Below are 16995 nucleotides of genomic sequence, written 5' to 3'. Positions count from 1 at the left end.
CCGAAATCGCCGGCGGGCGATGGCTGGATCAATCCCTCAATTTGTACCGCTCGAGCGTATCGCGGTTGATCTCTATCCCGAGCCCCGGGCCATCGGGAATGGTGACGATACCGCCTGCATGATCCAGCGGCGTTGTCAGGACTGCCTGCCGGAACGGATTGACTGTCCGGTCGAATTCAAGGATTGGCGGCCGGCCGTTGCGGCGCGGGGGATCTGGGGGCAGGGAGGCGATGAACTGCAGCCCGGCGGCAATGGCGACCCCGGTGCCCCAGACATGTGGCACGAGGCGGACGCCGTGAAGGGCTGCCATGTCGGCGATCCGCCGCATCTCGCTGAAGCCGCCGGAGCCGCAAATGTCGGGCTGGAGGATATCGACGGCGCGCGTTTCCAGCGGCTCGCGCATGCCAAAACGGCCATGCCAGGTTTCACCGCCGGCGACTGGGATCGGTTGGCCCTGCCGAACAGCGCGGTAGGCTCCCAACTGCTCTGGAATGACCGGCTCCTCGAACCATCCTATGTCGAGATCGGCCACGGCCTTGCCGACCGCGCACGCTTCAAGAACGTCATAGCCATGGTTGGCATCGATCATCAATCCGACATCCGGGCCGATCGCCTGACGCACGGCGCGGATAACGGCGATATCCTGATCGACGTCGAAACCGATCTTGATCTTGACCGCGTGAAATCCTTGCGCGGCGTAAGCGGCGGTCTCGGCGGCGACATCGGATACCGCGTCGACACCATCCTTGCGGAACGAGCCGGTGGCGTAGGCCTTGACATCTTCGCGGAAGCGACCGCCGAGGAGACGAGAGATCGATGTTTCGTAGTGCTTGCCCTTGATGTCCCAGAGCGCGATATCGATGCCGCTCAGCGCCGTTACCGCCAGGCCGCGCTGACCCTGATCGCGCAGCAGGTTGTAGAGTTCAAGCCACAAGACCTCGATATCAAGCGGGTCGCGTCCGAGGAGGCGAGGCGCGTAGGCCTTGATCACGGCCGCATTGGGTGCGGCCGGTCCCAGTGCCTCGCCCCAGCCGATCGTACCATCGTCGCAGACGATCTCGACGAGGCAATGCTGGCGGCGATCGAAGCGCATCGACGCGCTTTCGAATGCATGGTCGAGCTTGTGGTCCAGCAGATGCGTATGGACGGCAGCAATCTTCATCAGCGATAGGGCCTCATCAAGTCTTCAAGCATGCCGACCTCCTGTTCATTGAGATCCGTCAGTGGCGGGCGAACAGGCCCGACATCGTGGCCAAGCAGGCGCACTCCCGCCTTGATCGCGGCCACGGCGTAGCCCTTCTGGCGATTGCGGATTTCCATGAATGGATAGAAGAAGTCGACGAGGATCTTGTTGGTGGTCTCCGTCTCTCCTGCTCGAAGGGCGGAGTAGAATTTCTGCGCCAGAGCCGGCACGAAATTAAAGACGGCTGAAGAATAGGTCGTCACGCCGGCACCGAGATAGGCATCCGCGAACAATTCAGCGGTCGGCATGCCGCCGAGATAGGTCAGGCGGTCGCCCATCGTCGCGGTGATCTTGCGAACCAGTCCGATGTCGCCGGAGCCATCCTTGAAACCGACGAGGTTCGGACAGGCCTCGCAAAGCCTTTCAAGGGTTTCCGCCGTCAGGATCGAATTGTCTCTGTTGTAGACCATGACGCCAATCGAGACTGAATCGCAGACCTCCTTGATATGCTGGAACAGACCGGCCTGCGGTGCGTCGATGAGATAGTGCGGCAGCAAGAGGATGCCGTCCGCCCCGGCCTTTTCGGCCGATTGGGCAATCTGCACGGCAATCCGTGTGCCATAGCCGCAGCCTGCAACGATGGGCGTATCGCGTGCAGCAGCCTTTGCTGCGCTGACGATCGCTGGAATTTCCTCCGGCGCCAGCGAAAAGAACTCGCCCGTGCCGCCCGCGGCAAAGAGAACGCTGGCCTTGAAACCTGCCAACCAGCCGACGTGATCGGCGTAGGCGGCACGATTGAAATTGCCATCCTTGCCGAAAGGCGTAACGGGGAAGGAGAGGAGGCCGGCGCCGAGCGCCGCTTTCAATGCCAGTGGGTCCAGGGTCACGACTTACTCCGAATGCTCGAGCCAATTTCCGCTATCATAGCTCTCATATGATATGTGTCAATAACTCATCATATGACTTATATTGGCGACGCCTTTCTGATGAGACTGCGGTAGCGCTGCTGGCTTCCTTTCAGATGCAGCCGCATCGCTTCCCGGGCGCCATTTTCGTCCCGCTCGGAAATGGCATCGGCAATATGGTGATGCTCGCTCTGGATTTGTGCCAAATAATCCGCCGGCGCTTCCCTGCCGCCCTGCTGGAGCGTCGAGCGCGGGATCATCTGCTGGCCCGTCAGCTCCAGGAATTCGCGAAAACGAGGATTATTTGTGGCGTCGGCGATCGCGACATGAAAGCGGAAATCAGCTTCAGACGTTGCCAGGCCTTCGACGAGGGCGCGGCCGATCTCCTCGAACCTCTCGATGATCACCTGCTCCTGTGCAGGCGAGCGACGCAGCGCGGCAAGGCCTGCAGCCTCCGTTTCGACCGCGGCGCGCAGCTCGAGCATCTCGATGATCGACGAAACCCGACCGGCATCGGTATCCAGCAAGCCCTGCAGTGGATGCGCCTTGATATTGCCGACAAAGACGCCAATGCCGTGTCTGACATCGAGCAATCCGTCGGCCCGCATGGAGGCGATCGCTTCGCGGATGACCGTGCGGCTGACCTTGAATTGCTCGGTCAACCCGCTTTCGCTCGGTAGTTTTTCTCCCGGCTTGAGTAGGCCATTGATGATATCCTGCCGCAGCCGACCGCCGACGACATCGACCAGATTGCGCCGGCTGGCGGGCGCCTTGATTCCGGCTTCGCTCTGCTGCGTCATATCAGTCTCCGTTTTGATATCGACTACTCTACAGATATATGATGACGAACAAAAGCTTATATTATAAGCTCATGGCCGAGAATTGATTGAAAGGATGTCGATGCTGAAGACCTTGTTGATGACGGGCGCCGCGGGTGGCGTCGGGACTGCGTTGCGGCCACTACTATCGGAGCTCGCCGAGACAGTAATCCTCTCGGATATTGTCGGCATCGACGATCTGGGGCCGAACGAGCGGTTTGTCCGCTGCGACGTCACCGATAGAGACGGGCTGGATGCACTGATGAAAGGCGTGGACGGCATCATCCATCTCGGCGGGGTTTCCACCGAGAAGCCGTTCGACATGATCCTGCAGGGAAACATCCTTGGACTGTACAATCTTTATGAAGCGGCCCGCCACAATGGCAAGCCGCGCATCATCTTTGCAAGCTCCAATCACGCGATAGGCTATTATCGCCGCGACGAGCGGCTCGACAACAAGGTGCCGCCTCGACCCGATTCGCTTTACGGGGTCTCCAAAGTGTTCGGGGAGGGTCTCGCGAGCATGTATTTCGACAAGTTCGGCCAGGAGACCCTGTCGGTTCGCATCGGCTCCTGCTTTCCAAAGCCGCGCAATCGCCGGATGCTGGCGACTTGGCTCAGTGCTCGCGATCTCATAACGCTCTGTGGCCATGCGTTCGACGCCCAGTGGCTTGGCCACACCATCGTCTACGGTGCGTCGGCCAATGATGAGCAGTGGTGGGACAACGGCAATGCCGGCTTCCTCGGCTGGACACCGCAGGACAGTTCATCGCAGTGGCGAGCGGAGATCCTGGCCAATGCCGAGCCGGAAACGATCAGCGATCCCGCCGTGCTCTACCATGGCGGCGGGTTTGCTGCGGCAGGGCATCCCGAAGACTGAAGCGATGACTAAACCAGCTTCAGAACGGCTTGACCACCGCGAGCAGCGCGATCAACACCACGCAGGCGGCGATGATCGGGACGGCGTAGCGAAGCATCGGCGATAGAGCGGACGCAGGCAGCCCAACGCGACGGCGGAGCGCTGCTGATTCCATGCCGTGAAGCGCGCTCAGTAGAAGAACCGGCAGGATCTTGACCATCAGCCAGGGCGATTGATACCAGCCGCCGATCGTCATCAGCGAAATGCCGGCAATCCAGACAAGGCCAAGCGAAGGTGCCGTCACCATGCGGTCCCATCGGCGAACGCGTGCGATGAAGGCTGCCTCGCGGTCACTTGGAAGACGGCCGTCTCCGCCTGAAACAAGTGACAACGTAAACGCAAGCAGAAGCATCCCGCCAACAAGCGTGATGACCGCCATGACATGAATGGCTTTCACATAGAGATAGAGCACGAGCGATTTCCTCCCGATGGCGTCGTTTGGCGCAACCATAAGCAAATCGTGCAAAAACGGAACCAGTCCCGGCGATCAGTCGCCGCTTCGAAACAGCTTCCAGCGGGTTGGCCTAAACGCTATTCGCGTGCGGTCGAGCCCCCCCGCTTTGTCCGGCGGCAGCTCGATTTCGATATGCGGATGGCCGGCGCCGATATCGATCTCGATATGGCGGGTTCCGGCGACGCGGCGACTGGTGGTGAGCAGGCCGGCGATGCAGCCGCCACAGCCATCACGAAGCTCCACGTCGTGCGGGCGAAAGTAGAGCTGCGCCTCGCCGTCCGGTTCTCCGAGGGCACTTAAGCCAAGCGGCCGGTCCTCGAACCAGATCTCGCCGTCCGTGACCCGGACGTTCAGACAGTTCGACTGGCCGATGAAACCGAAGACAAAGGGAGAGTTCGGCGAATCGTAGATTTCGTCGGGCGTGCCGACCTGTTCGATCGCACCCTTGTTCAAAACGACGACGCGGTCCGCAAGCTCCAGCGCCTCTTCCTGGTCATGGGTGACGAAGACCGTCGTGTGGCTGGTCTGGTCATGGATTTCGCGCAGCCATTTGCGCAGATCCTTGCGGACCTGAGCATCAAGCGCGCCGAAAGGTTCGTCGAGCAAAAGCACGTTCGGTTCCACCGCCATGGCGCGCGCGAGCGCTACTCGCTGGCGCTGGCCCCCCGATAGTTGTGCCGGATAACGTTTCTCGAGGCCGGAGAGCTGAACAAGGTCCAGCAGTTCCATGGCACGCCTGCGAATCTCAGCGCGCGTCGGACGGCGGGCAGCCGGGCGCACTTTGAGGCCAAAGGAAATGTTATCTAGCACCGTCATATGGCGGAACAGGGCGTAGTGCTGAAAGACGAAGCCGATATTGCGCTGCTGGACGGTCCTTTTCGATGCATCTTCGTTGCCGAAAAAAATCTGACCCTCCGTCGGCGTCTCCAACCCAGCAATCAGGCGCAGCAGCGTTGTCTTGCCTGACCCGGAAGGTCCAAGAAGCGCGATGAGTTCGCTAGGCCTGATATCGAGGGAAACGTCGTGCAGGGCGGGAAAGCGCCCGAATTCCTTGCGTATGTTTTGAACGCGAACTTCCATGCATAATCCTTCAGTGACGGCGGCTGGCAGCGATTTCTTCGCTGAATCGCATTTCCAGGAGCGTCTTCAAAACAAGCGTAACGAGCGCGAGGAGTGCTAGCAATGTCGCGACTGCGAAAGCAGCGGCAAAACTATAGTCGTTGTACAGAATCTCGACCTGTAGTGGCATCGTGTTGGTCTCGCCGCGGATATGGCCTGACACAACCGACACCGCACCGAACTCGCCCATCGCGCGCGCATTGCAAAGTAGGACACCATAGAGCAGGCCCCATTTGATGTTGGGCAGCGTGACATGCCAGAACGTCTGCCAGCCGCTTGCGCCAAGCGACAGGGCTGCCTCCTCGTCGGCCGTCCCCTGCTCCTGCATCAGGGGGATGAGCTCCCGCGCAACGAAGGGAAAGGTGACGAACATCGTCGCCAGCACAAGGCCGGGAACGGCGAAGAGTATCTTTACCCCATGGCTTTGCAGCCAGGGGCCGATGAGGCTGTTCGAGCTGAACAGCAGCACGAAAACGAGGCCGGAGATGACGGGGGAGACCGAAAAGGGAAGATCGATCAGGGTGGTGAGAAAGGCCTTGCCCTTGAACTCGAATTTCGCAATTGCCCAGGCGGCCGCAACGCCAAAAATTACATTCATCGGCACGCTGATGGCGGCAACGAGAAGCGTCAGCTTGATCGCTGAATAGGTCTCCGAGTCCTGCAGTGATGCAAAAAACTCGTCGGCACCCTTGCTGAACGCTTCGATGAACACGGCGGCAAGTGGCAGCACCAGGATGAGGGCCAGGAACACCAGCGAAATGGCGACCAGCGTCCACCGCGCAATCCGACTTTCGGTAATTGCCGAATGCTGTGGGCGAGGGGGAGCAGAAGCGTCAAGCGCCATTACCGTACCTCCGTCTGCTCCAGGATTGGATAAGGTTGATGAAAAGAAGCATGATGAAGGAGATGACCAACATCACTGCGGCGATTGCTGTCGCCGCAGGATAGTTGAATTCTTCCAGCCTGATGATGATCAATAGCGGCGCTATTTCTGAGACATATGGCAGATTGCCCGCGATAAAGATCACGGACCCATATTCACCGACGCCGCGCGCGAATGCGAGCGCAAAGCCGGTAAGGACAGCCGGAGCAAGCCCCGGCAGCAGCACCCGCGAGATCGTCTGGAAGCGATAGGCGCCGAGCGTCGCCGCCGCCTCTTCGACTTCCTTGTCGATCTCTTCCATGATCGGCTGAACGGTCCTCACAACGAAAGGCAGGCCGACGAAAACCAGCGCCACGACAACACCGGCCGGCGTATAGGCGATCTTGATGCCGAGCGGCAGCAGAAACTGCCCAATCCACCCGTTTGGCGCATAGAGAGTCGCCAGCGCGATGCCCGCAACTGCCGTCGGTAGAGCGAATGGCAGGTCGACCATGGCATCGATGATGCGCTTTCCGGGAAAGCGATAACGCACCAGCACCCAGGCGAGCACGACGCCGAAGACTGCATTGATCGTGGCTGCAATAAAGGCGCCGCCGAAACTGATACGCAAGGCGCTCAGCGTTCGTGGATCGGAGGCGATCGACCAGAACTGCGCCCAGCCGAGCGAACTCGAACGCCAGGCGAGACCGGAAAGCGGGATGAGTATGATGAGGGTGAGCCAGATTAAGGTAAAGCCGAGCGCCAATCCAAACCCTGGAATGACGCTCGGCTGCCTAAACCGCCACCGCTTGCGGACTGCTGCATGCATTAAGAATTATTGCCCCGGCTTATAAATCTGGTCGAATATACCACCATCTGCAAAAAATTTCGGCTGCGCTTCCTTCCAGCCACCAAAATCGTCGATCGTCGCCAGTTTGACGCTCGGGAACCGGGCGATATCCTTCGGATCGGCAGCCTCTGGCTTGATCGGCCGGTAGTAGTGCTTGGCCGCGATCTTCTGTCCTTCATCGGCATAAAGATACTGAAGATATGCTTCGGCAGCCTTGCGCGTGCCCTTTGTGTCGACATTGCCGTCGACCAAGGCAACCGGCGGGTCGGCGCGGATCGAAACGGACGGCGTCACGATCTCGAACTTGTCGGGGCCGAGCTCTTCCAGCGAGAGATAGGCTTCGTTTTCCCAGGCGAGCAGCACGTCGCCGAGGCCGCGCTGGACGAAGGTCGTGGTCGCGCCGCGCGCACCGCTGTCCAGCACCGGAACATGCTTGTAAAGCTGGGTTATATAGTCTTTCGCCTTCGCATCGTCGCCGCCGTTTGCCTGTTTGGCCCAAGCCCAGCCGGCCAGCAAGTTCCAGCGCGCGCCGCCCGAGGTCTTCGGGTTCGGCGTGATCACCTGGACGCCGTCCTTGACCAGATCACCCCAATCCTTGATGCCCTTGGGGTTGCCCTTGCGAACCAGGAATACGATCGTGGACGTATAAGGGACGCTGCCGTTTGGAAGTCTGGTCTTCCAGTCAGCCGGAATCTTCTTCGTGGCTTTGGAGATCGCATCGATATCGCTCTCGACTGCAAGCGTGACCACATCAGCGTCAAGACCGTCGATGACCGAACGTGCCTGAGCGCCGGAGCCGCCATGGGATGACTTGATCGTCAGATCCTCGCCCGTATCCTTTTTCCATTTGGCTGCAAATTGAGAATTGAAATCCTTGTATAATTCTCTTGTCGGATCGTAGGACACATTAAGAAGCGTCGTATCCGCCGCCCAGGCCGGAGCAAGGTCCGCCAGGGAAAAACTGCCAATCAAAACTGCTGCCGCGAGAAGCCGGGAAAGTCGTACCGTCTGCATCGTCACCTCCATTTATTATGGCCAAACTCTATCAACTTGGTCGTATAATGTAACGACGATTGTTCCCGCTGGCGGCGCCTGCTTAGAATGCATTCCCATAAAATCGCGTAAAGTGAAATCGTCTTGCTTTCGGTTGGCCGTGGCTAACCGATTTCGCGTGCTACCTCAGCGCGTCGCCGATGAAATCGGCATAGAGCTCGTCGCCGGTTTTTGCTTGGCGGATAGCCGCCAACACGCCCTCAGTCTGCAATCGCCGTGCGATGGCTGCGAGCACGTTCAGATACTCACCTCGCCCACTTTCGCCGAACAGGAGCATGAAAACGAGGTCGGTCCCGACATTGTCGATCGCCTCGAAGTCGACGGGCTTTGCAAAGCGGATAATGAGACCGCGCGGTTTTGTCATGCCCGCGATCGCGGCATGCGGCACAGCAATGCCATTGCCGATCCCGGTCGTGCCGAGCCTCTCCCGCGCTTCCAGGGCGTGAAGGACAACGGCTTCCTCGACGCCGAGACAGGTTGCGGCCTTTTGCGACACGAGCTGCAAGGCCCGCCATTTCGTCGGTGCGGAAAGTCCGATGAAGACATGTTCGGGATGAATGATGGTGGAGAGGTCCATAGTTACACTTTCACTCGGTAACTGACTGCGGCATAGGGGTTGCCCCGCAGGAAGGGGTAAAGATCGGCGACATTGGGATGAAAGGTCAGTCCGGCTCCCGCAAGCGGTAGCCGACGCCGGTCTCGGTTGTGATGTAGTGTGGCTGGTCAGGGACCTCTTCGATCTTCTGCCGCAGCTGACGTACGTAGACCCGGAGATATTGCACATCCGCCGCCGGTCCCCAGACCTGCTTCAACAGAAACTGATGCGTCAGCACCTTGCCTGCATACTGGGCCATCACCCTCAGAATGTCGTATTCCTTCGGCGAAAGCTTCACTTCCTCCCCGTTCAGCCGGACGATGCGCTTGACGAGATCGAGCGACAGGCCGCCGGTCTGGAAGATCGCCTTCTCACCCTGCTGCTGCAGCCGATGGCGCAGGGCGACGCGAATACGGGCGGCGAGCTCATGGATGCCGAAGGGCTTGGTGACGTAATCATCTGCACCACTCTCGAGCGCCATGACGATCCCGGCCTCGTCAGTACGGCTGGACAGGATGACAACGGGGACGAGAAGGCCGGCTTCGCGCCATTCCCGCAATAGCTCGTGACCAGACTTGTCGGGAAGGCCGAGGTCGAGAATGATCAGGTCCGGTTGATCTTCCTCGGCCGATTGCCGCGCGGTCGCTGCGTTGGAGGCTTCGTTGACAAGATAGCCCTCGGCAGTCAGTCCGACGCGCAATAGCTTCCTGATCGGCGGCTCGTCGTCGACGACGAGTATCTTGACGGTTGAACTGGTCATTTGAGCTCATACAGTTTCGGGATGTCTGTGGGTCTCGGCAGGCGTATGGTGAACACGGCCCCGGATCCGCCGGTCCGGTTGCTTGCGGTGATCGTGCCCGCCATCGCCTCGATGAAGCCGCGGCATATCGACAGGCCAAGGCCGGTGCCGGCCCGCACCTGGTCGCCTTTACGCACGCGGTAGAAGGTATCGAAGACGCGTTCCAGATCGGCAGGCGGAATGCCCGGCCCTTCGTCCATGATCTGAAATACCACGCTGTAGGTGTCAGCCCATGCCTCGATGCGAATGGCGGAGCCCTCGGGCGCGTATTTGGCGGCGTTGTCAAGCAGATTGAACAGCAGCTGCTCGAACAGGACGGGATCGACGCGGATCACAGGCAGGTCAACCGGCAGATCAACCTCCACACGGTGGCGCGCCAGGATCTTGGCGCTGCGGCGAAGCGTGCTACCAACGATATCTCCCGCATAGTGCAATGCCTTGTTCGGCTCCATCGCACCGGATTCGATCTTCGTCATGTCGAGGAGATTGGCAATGAAGCGGTTGAGCCGCTCCGACTCGTCGATGACAGTCGACAGAAGATCGGCGCGATCCTCGGCCGGCATGGAATCGAGATAATCCCTGAGCGTCCCGGCAGCGCCCAGGATGGCGGCAAGCGGCGTCTTCAGATCGTGGGAAATCGATGTCAGCAGCGCCGAGCGCAACCGGTCCGCTTCGACTGCCAGTTTCGCTCGGTCGACGTCGCCGACGAGCTGGACGCGCTCGATGGCAAGTGCAGCCTGATCGGCCAGCGCATCGAGAAGGCGCTGCTGGTCGGGGGTCAGCAAGGGGCCGTCGCGACGATCACTGTCGAGGCCGATGACGCCGACGGCAGTCCGCCCGGTGCGCAGCGGTACATAGAGGCGCTTGGCGCCGGGCAGGGTGTCGGCACCGCGTCCTGCTGCATGATTGTGCTCCCATGCCCAGCGCGCAGCAGCTATATCCGCTTCGTCAAGCGTATCGTCGGGCGGATAGCCGGCCTTGACGGCAATGGTCCCATCCTCTGGCAGAAGCAGCACCACGCGCACCTTGAGCATGGAGGCGAGCTGAAATGCGGTCGCCCAGAGGACGTCGTCGAGCGTACCGGTGCCGGCAAGCTTCTTGCTGAAGAGATAGAGGTCTTCGGTCGTACGGACACGCCGGCTGGCTGCGGCAGCTTGGCGTTGCACCGTCGCGGTCAGATTGGAGGCGACGATCGCGACCCCGAGGAAGAAGAAAAAGGCCAGCACGCTTTCCGGATCGCTGATCGTCAGGGTGTAGCGCGGCGGCAGAAAGAAGAAATTGAACGAGAGCGCGCTCAAAAGGCAGGCGTAGAGAGCCGGGCGCAATCCCTGAGTCACGGCCGAAGCCAGCACCGCCATCAGGAAGACCAGCGCCAGATTGCGCACATCGAGCACCTGATCCAGGATCACGCTGATGCCTACAGCCAGAGCAACGTAAAGCGTGGAGAGCACATAGGCGCGAAGCTGGAAAGGAACGGGCACCGCCACCGTCTTGACGCCGCGGGCGTCCGGGGACGGCTCCTTGGCAGTCCCCGAGATGACATGAACGCTGATGTCGCCGGCCTTACGGATCAGCTCGTCGGTGATGGAGCGTTGGAAAGGGCCCCGCCAGCTCGTGTCGCGCGGAGAGCCGATGACAATGTGGGTGACGTTATTGCTCGCCGCGTGACGAATGAGCTCTTCGGCCACCTCACGGCCGGGAATGGTGATCGCCTCGCCTCCGAGCTGTTCGGCCAACCGCAAGGTTGCAGCAATCACGTCGCGCTGAGCCTCCGTCAGATTGATCGACCGGGGAGTTTCGACATAGACGGCGGCCCACGGCGCTCGCAGCCTCGATGCCATGCGCGAGGCATAGCGCACTAGCGACGCGCAGCGCATGTGGTGATCGACCGAAACCACAACGCGCTCGCTGGCCGCCCAAGGCCCCGGGATGGCATGAGCCTGCATATGGGTCAGCAGCTGGTCGTCGACCCGCTGCGCCGTGCGCCGCAATGCCAGCTCGCGCAGTGCCGTCAGGTTGCCAGGCGTAAAATAGTTGGTAAGCGCGCGCTCGGCGGTCTTTGAGACATAGACCTTGCCGTCGTGGAGCCGCTTGATCAGATCATCAGGTGTCAGGTCGATGATCTCGACATCATCGGCCATATCGATGATCGAGTCCGGAACCGTCTCGCGAACCCGAATACGCGTGATCTGCGAGACGACGTCGTTGAGGCTTTCGACATGCTGGATATTGAGGGTCGTGTAGACGTCGATGCCGCGATCGAGCAGTTCCTTGACATCGAGATAGCGTTTGGAGTGACGGCTACCCTCCGCGTTGCTGTGTGCCAGTTCGTCGACCAGCACCAGTTCCGGGCGACGGGCGAGAATGGCATCGAGGTCCATCTCCTCCAGCTTCCGGCCCTTGTAGTCGACCATGACGCGCGGAATGATCTCAAACCCGGCGATGAGCGCCTCGGTTTCCCGACGACCGTGCGTTTCGACGATGCCGATGACAACATCCGCACCATCGGCGATCTTGGCGCGTCCGGAAATCAGCATCTCGTAGGTCTTGCCGACACCGGGAGCCGCGCCGAGGAAAATCTTCAACCGGCCGCGCGTTTCCTGCCGTGCTTTTTCGAGAAGCGCATCTGGCGAAGGCCTGTTGGGCATGTCGCGGCTGTCGTCCGGCATCAGTCTGTCTTTCCTGGGAGATGCGAACCGGAGGTCGTCTCGCGCGACCTCCGGTGCTAGTCTCACGGAGTCATAGAAGCATCAAGTGCCTGGTTCAATGCCAGCACGTTGACGACGGGTTCTCCGAGGATGCCGAGTTCTCGCGGCTGGACGGCAGCGTCGATCAGTCCCCGAAGCTTTGCCTCGTCCACGCCGCGTGCCTTGGCCACCCGCGGGATCTGGAAATAGGCGTCGTCGGGCGAGATATGTGGATCAAGGCCGCTGCCAGACGTTGTGACCAGGTCGATCGGCACGGGGACGTTCGGATTGGTCGACTGCAATGCCGCAGCGTCAGCCTTGATGCGGGTGATCAGGCTCGAACTGGTCGGGCCGAGATTGGAGCCCACGGAACTGGCAGCATTGTAGGGCGAGGCAACGGATTTCGACGCGTCGTTCGGGTCCGCCGCGGTCGTGGCCGATGGGCGCCCGTGGAAATAGCGGTCGCTGGCGAAGGCCTGGCCGATCAGGCTGGAGCCGATGACCTTGCCATCTTTTTCCACCAGGCTGCCATTGGCCTGATGGGGAAAGAATGCCTGTGCGACGCTGGTCATGCCGATCGGGTAGATGAGGCCGGTGACGGCTGTCATGGCAACGATCATGACGATGGCAGGTCTGATTTGTTTGAACATGAGTTTAGCTCCTTTAGAGCCTGATCCCGAAAAGTGTGAAGCGGTTTTCGGACAAGATCAGGCTCGAACAATGGTTAGACGAGACCGAGGGCCAATATGGCCATGTCGATCGCCTTGATGCCGACGAACGGGACGATGATGCCACCGAGGCCATAGATCAGCAGATTGCGGCTGAGCAGTGCGCCGGCGCCGATCGGGCGATATTTGACGCCCTTCAGCGACAGCGGGATCAGCGCGATGATGATGAGCGCATTAAAGATGATGGCGGACAGGATGGCGCTCTGCGGCGTCGCCAGCCCCATGACATTCAGCGTCTTCAGCTGCGGATAGAAGGCGATGAACATCGCCGGGATGATCGCGAAGTACTTGGCGATGTCGTTGGCGATCGAGAACGTCGTCAGCGCGCCGCGGGTCATCAGCAACTGCTTGCCGATCTCCACGATCTCGATGAGCTTCGTCGGGTCGCTGTCGAGGTCGACCATGTTGCCGGCCTCGCGGGCAGCCACCGTACCGGTGTTCATCGCCACGCCGACGTCGGCCTGGGCAAGGGCCGGGGCATCGTTGGTGCCATCGCCGCACATGGCGACGAGCTTGCCCTTGGCCTGTTCCTCGCGCATCAGCGCCAGTTTCATCTCGGGCGTCGCCTGGGCTAAAAAGTCGTCGACGCCGGCTTCGGCCGCGATCGCCGCCGCCGTCAACGGATTGTCGCCGGTGATCATGACGGTGCGAATACCCATGCGACGCAGTTCTGCGAAGCGCTCGCGGATGCCGCCCTTGACGATATCCTTGAGCTGGATGATGCCGAGCAGGCGGCCGTCGCGGGCAACGGCCAGCGGCGTGCCGCCTGCCTTGGCCACTTCGTCGGCGATCGCCTGCAGCTCGCGCACGGTATCGCTGCCGGTGCGCGACATCACGGTCGAGCCGACGCCGGATGGGATGCCGACGCCACCATTGACGTAGGCCAGAACCGCGTCGACGGCGCCCTTGCGAATACTGGAACCTTCCAGATCGACGCCGCTCATGCGGGTCTGTGCGGTAAAAGGTACGAAGGTGGCCCTGAGGCTCGCCATGTCGCGCCCGCGGATCGCATATTGTTCCTTGGCAAGCACGACGATCGAGCGGCCTTCCGGGGTTTCGTCGGCGAGCGAGGCCAGCTGGGCGGCATCGGCAAGATCCTTCTCGGTGACGCCTTTCACCGGGCGGAACGAGGTTGCCTGGCGGTTGCCGAGCGTGATCGTGCCGGTCTTGTCGAGAAGCAGGGTATCGACGTCGCCGGCAGCTTCGACGGCGCGGCCGGACATGGCGAGCACATTGAAACGCACCAGGCGGTCCATGCCGGCGATACCGATGGCCGATAGCAGCGCTCCGATCGTCGTCGGGATCAGCGTCACGAACAGGGCCACCAGGACGACGATCGGGATCGCGCCGCCGGCATAGGCGGCAAAGCTTGGGATGGTCACCGTGGCAAGCACGAAGATCAGCGTCATACCGGCGAGAAGGATGTTGAGGGCGATCTCGTTCGGCGTCTTCTGGCGTTCAGCGCCTTCGACAAGCGCGATCATCCGGTCGATGAAGGTGGAGCCGGCAGCCGCGGTAATCCGGACGCGGATCCAGTCCGACAACACCTGCGTGCCACCGGTGACGGCAGATCGGTCACCACCGGATTCGCGGATGACCGGTGCCGATTCGCCCGTGATGGCCGCTTCGTTGACCGAGGCGACGCCCTCGATGACTTCACCGTCCGAGGGAATGATGTCGCCGGCATCGACGATAACGACGTCGCCGACCTTGAGGCTGGTGCCGGGCACCAGCCTGAATTCGGTTCTGCTGGTGCCGGTCAGAAGCTTCGCCTGGGTTTCGGTGCGCGACTTGCGCAGTGATTCGGCCTGTGCCTTGCCGCGGCCTTCGGCCACCGCTTCAGCGAAGTTGGCAAACAGCACGGTGAACCACAGCCAGATGTTGATCTGCAGCGCGAAGCCGAGGTTAGCACCACCGGTCAATAGGTCGCGTAGGAAGAGGATAGTGGTCAGCGTCGAGACGACGGCGACGACAAACATGACGGGGTTCTTGGAAAGATGGCGCGGATTGAGCTTTTTGAAAGCGTCACCCACGGCGGGGATGAGAATGCGACTATCCAGGATACTCGCGGATTTTAACTGGCTCATGGATGAACTCCAGCAAGAAGAGGGAACGGTAAACCGGGAGCGCCCGGTCAACCCTGAAAAAATCTGAAAGCGGCAAGGCCTAGAAGCAGCGCGATCATCATCACCAGGATGATGTTGGAGGCGCAGGCCGTTTGGCCTGGTCCACGCCCGCGATCGGCGGGGCGTGGATCGATGCACTTTCGAAGCCTTCTGAACATCGGCTGCGACATAACCATCATCCTCAGAAGGTCTGTCCTGCGATCATCGCCAGATGTTCGACGACAGGTCCAAGGGCAAGGGCTGGGAAGAAGGTCAGTCCGCCGACGATCAGGATCGTGCCGACGAGAAGGCCGACGAAGAGCGGCCCGTCCGTCGGGAACGTTCCGGCGGAAGCTGGCACGGTCTTCTTGGTAATCAGTGATCCAGCAATGGCAAGTGCCGGGATGATGACCAGGAAACGGCCGATCAGCATGACGATGCCGAGCGTGATGTTGTACCAGGTCGTGTTGCCGGAGAGGCCACCGAAGGCGGAGCCGTTGTTGGCGGCAGCCGACGAGTACGCATAGAGGATCTCCGAGAAGCCGTGCGGGCCGGGGTTGCCGATCGACGCGACCGCAGTGGGCAACACGACGGCGATCGCAGTGAAGATCAGCATGCCGGCGGGCAGGCACAACACTGCCAGCATCGCCATCTTCACTTCCTTAGCCTCGATCTTCTTGCCGAGATATTCCGGCGTGCGCCCGACCATCAGGCCGGCGACGAAGATGGCGATGATGATGAACATCAGGATGCCGTAGAAACCTGCCCCGACGCCGCCGACGATCACTTCGCCGAGTTGCAGGTTGATAAGCGGGATCAGGCCGCCGATCGCCGTGAAGCTACCGTGCATGGCGTTGACCGCGCCGCACGACGCTGCCGTTGTGATGACCGCAAACAGCGAGGAGAGCGTGATGCCGAAGCGGACTTCCTTGCCTTCCATGTTGCCGCCGTCGATGCCGAGCGCGTGGACCAGCGGATTGCCAGCAGCTTCGGCCCAGTAGGTGACGATGACGCCGGAAAGGAACAGGACGCCCATGGTTGCAAGGATCGCCCAGCCCTGGCGCTGACTGCCGACCATGCGTCCGAAGACGTTGGTCAGCGCTGCGCCGATCGCAAAGATCGCGACCATCTGGATCAGGTTGGAGATCGCATCCGGATTTTCAAACGGATGGGCGGAGTTGACGTTGAAGAAGCCGCCGCCATTGGTGCCGAGCATCTTGATTGCCAGCTGCGAGGCAACCGGTCCGACGGCGATGGTCTGCTGCGCGCCTTCCAGCGTTGTCGCATTGACGTAAGGACCAAGCGTCTGCGGCACGCCGAGATAGACGAAGACAAGCGTCATGACGATGCAGGCCGGGAGCAAGATATAGAGCGTGCATCGGGTCAGATCCACCCAGAAGTTGCCGATCGATTTGCCGGAAGCTCGAGCGAAGGCGCGGATCAGCGCGATCGCAAGCACGATGCCGGTTGCGGCAGACGTGAAGTTCTGGACGGTAAATCCGGCCATCTGCACGAGATAGGACATCGTGCTCTCGCCGCCATAGTTCTGCCAGTTGGTATTGGTCACGAAACTGGCGGCATTGTTGAACGAGAGCTCGGGTCCGATGGTGCCCATGCCGGCCGGATTGAAGGGCAGGCTGGCCTGCAGGCGTTGCAGCAAATAGAGAACGAAGAAGCCGGCAAGGCTGAAAACGATCATCGAGATCGCGTAGGTCGTCCAGTGCTGCTCCTCGCGTTCGCTTGTTCCTGCAATACGATAAAGTCCCCGCTCTACTGGAGCAAGGACATAGGAGAGCCAAGTGCGCTCGCCGTTGAAGACACGCGTCATGTAACCGCCGAGCGGTTTGACGAGCAAAATTACGATCCCGCAATAGAGCAGGATCTGGAGCCATCCGTTGACTGTCATGGGTCTAACTTT

At 60.7% G+C, this 16995-nt stretch carries 15 protein-coding genes; 1 reads left to right on the top strand and 14 read right to left on the bottom strand.

Annotated elements, in window-relative coordinates; genetic code table 11:
- Positions 1 to 28: 28 nt before the first annotated feature.
- The 3 genes from CPY51_RS20160 to CPY51_RS20150 form a co-directional block, all read right to left on the bottom strand.
- A complete protein-coding gene (locus tag CPY51_RS20160; RefSeq protein WP_111162022.1) occupies positions 29 to 1162 on the bottom strand; it encodes a mandelate racemase/muconate lactonizing enzyme family protein in 1134 nt (377 codons plus the stop codon).
- The gene (gene kdgD / locus CPY51_RS20155; RefSeq protein ID WP_111162066.1) at positions 1162 to 2064 is read right to left on the bottom strand and encodes a 5-dehydro-4-deoxyglucarate dehydratase; all 903 of its coding nucleotides are present in this window, start codon (positions 2062 to 2064) and stop codon (positions 1162 to 1164) included. Before kdgD ends, CPY51_RS20160 begins: the two co-directional genes overlap by 1 nt.
- Positions 2065 to 2147: 83 nt before the next feature.
- Positions 2148 to 2888, bottom strand: a complete 741-nt coding sequence (locus CPY51_RS20150; RefSeq protein ID WP_111162021.1) for a FadR/GntR family transcriptional regulator — start codon at positions 2886 to 2888, stop codon at positions 2148 to 2150.
- 100 nt (positions 2889 to 2988) lie between these two features.
- Between CPY51_RS20150 and CPY51_RS20145 the strand changes: the two genes are divergently transcribed.
- A complete protein-coding gene (locus CPY51_RS20145; RefSeq protein WP_111162065.1) occupies positions 2989 to 3786 on the top strand; it encodes an NAD-dependent epimerase/dehydratase family protein in 798 nt (265 codons plus the stop codon).
- Between the two features lie 19 nt (positions 3787 to 3805).
- Here the strand turns inward: CPY51_RS20145 and CPY51_RS20140 are convergent, their stop codons facing one another.
- The 11 genes from CPY51_RS20140 to kdpA form a co-directional block, all read right to left on the bottom strand.
- A complete protein-coding gene (locus CPY51_RS20140; protein WP_111162020.1) occupies positions 3806 to 4276 on the bottom strand; it encodes a CopD family protein in 471 nt (156 codons plus the stop codon).
- Between the two features lie 36 nt (positions 4277 to 4312).
- Positions 4313 to 5359, bottom strand: coding sequence for a sulfate/molybdate ABC transporter ATP-binding protein (locus CPY51_RS20135; protein ID WP_111162019.1), 1047 nt, complete (start codon positions 5357 to 5359; stop codon positions 4313 to 4315).
- 10 nt (positions 5360 to 5369) lie between these two features.
- Positions 5370 to 6242, bottom strand: a complete 873-nt coding sequence (cysW, locus tag CPY51_RS20130; protein WP_111162018.1) for a sulfate ABC transporter permease subunit CysW — start codon at positions 6240 to 6242, stop codon at positions 5370 to 5372.
- Positions 6232 to 7089, bottom strand: coding sequence for a sulfate ABC transporter permease subunit CysT (gene cysT, locus CPY51_RS20125; RefSeq protein ID WP_111162017.1), 858 nt, complete (start codon positions 7087 to 7089; stop codon positions 6232 to 6234). Before cysT ends, cysW begins: the two co-directional genes overlap by 11 nt.
- 6 nt (positions 7090 to 7095) lie before the next feature.
- The gene (locus CPY51_RS20120) at positions 7096 to 8124 is read right to left on the bottom strand and encodes a sulfate ABC transporter substrate-binding protein (RefSeq protein ID WP_111162016.1); all 1029 of its coding nucleotides are present in this window, start codon (positions 8122 to 8124) and stop codon (positions 7096 to 7098) included.
- Positions 8125 to 8284: 160 nt separating this feature from the next.
- Positions 8285 to 8740, bottom strand: a complete 456-nt coding sequence (locus CPY51_RS20115; RefSeq protein ID WP_111162015.1) for a PTS sugar transporter subunit IIA — start codon at positions 8738 to 8740, stop codon at positions 8285 to 8287.
- Positions 8741 to 8825: 85 nt separating this feature from the next.
- Entirely contained in the window at positions 8826 to 9518 is a 693-nt protein-coding gene (locus CPY51_RS20110; protein ID WP_111162014.1) for a response regulator transcription factor, read from the bottom strand.
- Positions 9515 to 12226 carry a sensor histidine kinase gene (locus CPY51_RS20105; RefSeq protein WP_111162013.1) on the bottom strand — a complete coding sequence of 904 codons (2712 nt, stop codon included), beginning with the start codon at positions 12224 to 12226 and terminating at the stop codon, positions 9515 to 9517. Before CPY51_RS20105 ends, CPY51_RS20110 begins: the two co-directional genes overlap by 4 nt.
- Positions 12227 to 12288: 62 nt before the next feature.
- Positions 12289 to 12894 carry a K(+)-transporting ATPase subunit C gene (locus tag CPY51_RS20100; RefSeq protein ID WP_111162012.1) on the bottom strand — a complete coding sequence of 202 codons (606 nt, stop codon included), beginning with the start codon at positions 12892 to 12894 and terminating at the stop codon, positions 12289 to 12291.
- A gap of 74 nt (positions 12895 to 12968) precedes the next feature.
- Positions 12969 to 15059: a potassium-transporting ATPase subunit KdpB gene (gene kdpB / locus CPY51_RS20095; protein WP_111162011.1), complete on the bottom strand. Its 2091-nt coding sequence runs from the start codon at positions 15057 to 15059 to the stop codon at positions 12969 to 12971.
- A gap of 220 nt (positions 15060 to 15279) precedes the next feature.
- Complete coding sequence (gene kdpA / locus CPY51_RS20090; protein ID WP_111162010.1) at positions 15280 to 16983, bottom strand: potassium-transporting ATPase subunit KdpA; 1704 nt, start codon at positions 16981 to 16983, stop codon at positions 15280 to 15282.
- Positions 16984 to 16995 lie beyond the last annotated feature (12 nt).

Source organism: Arminella tubonensis (assembly GCF_003240585.1).
Taxonomy (GTDB): domain Bacteria; phylum Pseudomonadota; class Alphaproteobacteria; order Rhizobiales; family Rhizobiaceae; genus Rhizobium; species Rhizobium tubonense.
This window is presented reverse-complemented; position numbering and strand designations above follow the sequence as displayed.

Excerpts from the sequence above, each read along its gene's own strand:
- CPY51_RS20160 (WP_111162022.1), bottom strand. The coding sequence starts at position 1,162 with ATGAAGATTGCTGCCGTCCATACGCATCTGCTGGACCACAAGCTCGAC.
- CPY51_RS20150 (WP_111162021.1), bottom strand. The coding sequence starts at position 2,888 with ATGACGCAGCAGAGCGAAGCCGGAATCAAGGCGCCCGCCAGCCGGCGC.
- CPY51_RS20145 (WP_111162065.1), top strand. The coding sequence starts at position 2,989 with ATGCTGAAGACCTTGTTGATGACGGGCGCCGCGGGTGGCGTCGGGACT.
- CPY51_RS20140 (WP_111162020.1), bottom strand. The coding sequence starts at position 4,276 with ATGGTTGCGCCAAACGACGCCATCGGGAGGAAATCGCTCGTGCTCTAT.
- CPY51_RS20135 (WP_111162019.1), bottom strand. The coding sequence starts at position 5,359 with ATGGAAGTTCGCGTTCAAAACATACGCAAGGAATTCGGGCGCTTTCCC.
- cysW (WP_111162018.1), bottom strand. The coding sequence starts at position 6,242 with ATGGCGCTTGACGCTTCTGCTCCCCCTCGCCCACAGCATTCGGCAATT.
- cysT (WP_111162017.1), bottom strand. The coding sequence starts at position 7,089 with ATGCATGCAGCAGTCCGCAAGCGGTGGCGGTTTAGGCAGCCGAGCGTC.
- CPY51_RS20120 (WP_111162016.1), bottom strand. The coding sequence starts at position 8,124 with ATGCAGACGGTACGACTTTCCCGGCTTCTCGCGGCAGCAGTTTTGATT.
- CPY51_RS20115 (WP_111162015.1), bottom strand. The coding sequence starts at position 8,740 with ATGGACCTCTCCACCATCATTCATCCCGAACATGTCTTCATCGGACTT.
- CPY51_RS20110 (WP_111162014.1), bottom strand. The coding sequence starts at position 9,518 with ATGACCAGTTCAACCGTCAAGATACTCGTCGTCGACGACGAGCCGCCG.
- CPY51_RS20105 (WP_111162013.1), bottom strand. The coding sequence starts at position 12,226 with ATGCCGGACGACAGCCGCGACATGCCCAACAGGCCTTCGCCAGATGCG.
- CPY51_RS20100 (WP_111162012.1), bottom strand. The coding sequence starts at position 12,894 with ATGTTCAAACAAATCAGACCTGCCATCGTCATGATCGTTGCCATGACA.
- kdpB (WP_111162011.1), bottom strand. The coding sequence starts at position 15,059 with ATGAGCCAGTTAAAATCCGCGAGTATCCTGGATAGTCGCATTCTCATC.
- kdpA (WP_111162010.1), bottom strand. The coding sequence starts at position 16,983 with ATGACAGTCAACGGATGGCTCCAGATCCTGCTCTATTGCGGGATCGTA.